The organism is Moorena sp. SIO3I6 (assembly GCF_010672095.1).
In genome coordinates this window covers 1-1,993 of record NZ_JAAHHU010000899.1, presented here as the reverse complement: position 1 = coordinate 1,993, position 1,993 = coordinate 1, and the positions used below count along the sequence as shown (strand labels likewise).

The 1,993-nt window shown below is 44.2% G+C and carries 2 protein-coding genes; both read left to right on the top strand.

Annotated elements, in window-relative coordinates; translation table 11 throughout:
* Positions 1-1,539: alpha/beta fold hydrolase (locus F6K49_RS44175; RefSeq protein ID WP_293108239.1), on the top strand; the 1,539-nt coding region annotated here is incomplete at its 5' end.
* 208 nt (positions 1,540-1,747) lie between these two features.
* A partial coding sequence (locus tag F6K49_RS44170; RefSeq protein WP_293108236.1) for a DUF6208 family protein occupies positions 1,748-1,993 on the top strand: 246 nt, incomplete at its 3' end.

Here is a 1,993-nt window from a genome sequence, read left to right as displayed (position 1 = left end):
TTTTATGGCAGGTTACAGGAACTAACGGGTAAACGTATGCTTGTGGATAAGTCTCCTACCTATGCTGGCAGTATTGAAACCCTAAGGCACGCGGAAAATTTATTTGAAGAAGCCAAGTATATTCATCTAGTACGTCATCCCTATGCCGTAATTGATTCCTTCGTGAAAAATCGGATGGATAAAATCTTTGGTATTGATCAGGTAGACCCTTATTGGCTAGCAGAGGAAGTTTGGACAACCTGTAACCGTAATATCCTAGACTTCTGCGAGGAAATTGCACCATCTAATCATCATTTAGTGTATTACGAGGAACTAGTAAAGCAACCTGCTTTGGTCATGGCAAGGTTGTGTGAGTTTCTGGATATTCCTTTTGATGAGGCGGTTTTAGAACCCTATCAAGGCCAGCGGATGACGGATGGAGTTCATCCCCAATCCCTACCGGTGGATGACCCCAATTTCCGCAACCATAACCAAATTGATTCGGCTTTGGGAGAGGTTTGGCGGCAAATCCAGTTGCCCCGGCCTTTGGGGAATTTTGCGGAAGAGGTAGCGACACGGTTGGATTATCAATTGCCGTTACTGCTTGAACCTTCAGCCCAACCAGCTAACCTTGGCCAAAAGGCCACGCTACCCGAACAACTTGAACCGATGCAGGAGTCTTATCTAGACGTGCGGGGTTTACAGCTTTGTCTGTGTAGTTGGGGTCCAGTCGATGGAGATTTAATCCTATGTATCCATGGTGTTTTAGAACATGGAGCGGCTTGGGAAGAAATTGCCCGTCCCTTAGCAAGTATGGGATATCGAGTCGTTGCACCTGACCAGCGAGGCCATGGACTTTCCCAGCATGTAGGTATGGGAGGGTCTTATCAATTAATTGACTACTTAGGGGATTTAGATGCGATCGCTTTTGGCGCGGCAGAGCCTAACCCAAATCCACTGACAGACCAGCCATTTATTCTAGTCGGTCATTCCATGGGCGCTGTAGTTGCTGCCACCTTTGCCAGTGTCAGACCGGAAAAGGTCAAATCCTTACTATTGCTGGAGCCAGTGCTACCAGGGGAAGGGAAGGAGGATGAAACGGCTCAACAGTTAGCAACTCATTTAGATTATCTAGCATCCCCACCCCAACACCAAGTCTTTGAGGATATCCAAGCTGCTGCTAATCGTCTGCGCCGCTTAACCCCCAACCTCTCTGAAGAATTAGCTTTAAAACATGCTGAGCGACTTACGGAACCTGGTGAGGGTGGTGTACGTTGGCGCTGGGATCCAAGACTGCAAATTCGTACGGGAATTGGTTTAAGTGGAACAGCTTTTAATCGGGATAAATACACACAGTTACTGAATCAAATTAAAGCTCCTACTACTTTAGTTTATGGCAATAATAGTAACTTTAACCGAGCCGAAGACATAGCTTTGCAACAAGCTGCAATACCTCACGCTCAAACAGTAACACTATCAGGAGGACATAACCTCCATGTTGATGCACCAGATCCTATAGTTGCAATTATCGCCAACCAAAAATTAAATCTTAAAAATTAAAAAGTGACAAGGTAACAAGTAAAAGGGAAAAGGTAACAGGGAAAATTAACAATACCAATTACCAAATATAGCCAAACCAACTAGCCAAACCAACTAGTTCATGAAACCAAATACTGATTCATAATAACACCAAAAAATCTTCTGAGCTCTTTCCCAATGTTCCCTGTTCCCTGTTCCCTGTTCCCTGTTCCCTCCCCTATACAAACAAATGACTAATTTAGAGCTTTTCTGGGAAATCCCCTTATCCATACTCTCTTTCATCTTTTCCCGCATCCTAAGATTTGTGATGCAAACCATAGGGGGATACTTTACCTCCAAAAAAAACACTAAAAATCTCCAGTGGCAACTCGTATCAGCCGAGTTTTTAAAAAAGCCCATCAAATTAATTTGGGCAATGAGTCGAGCTCGTTGGAATCTTCACGCTATTATTTCTCTAGTTGGACCGATTGAAGTC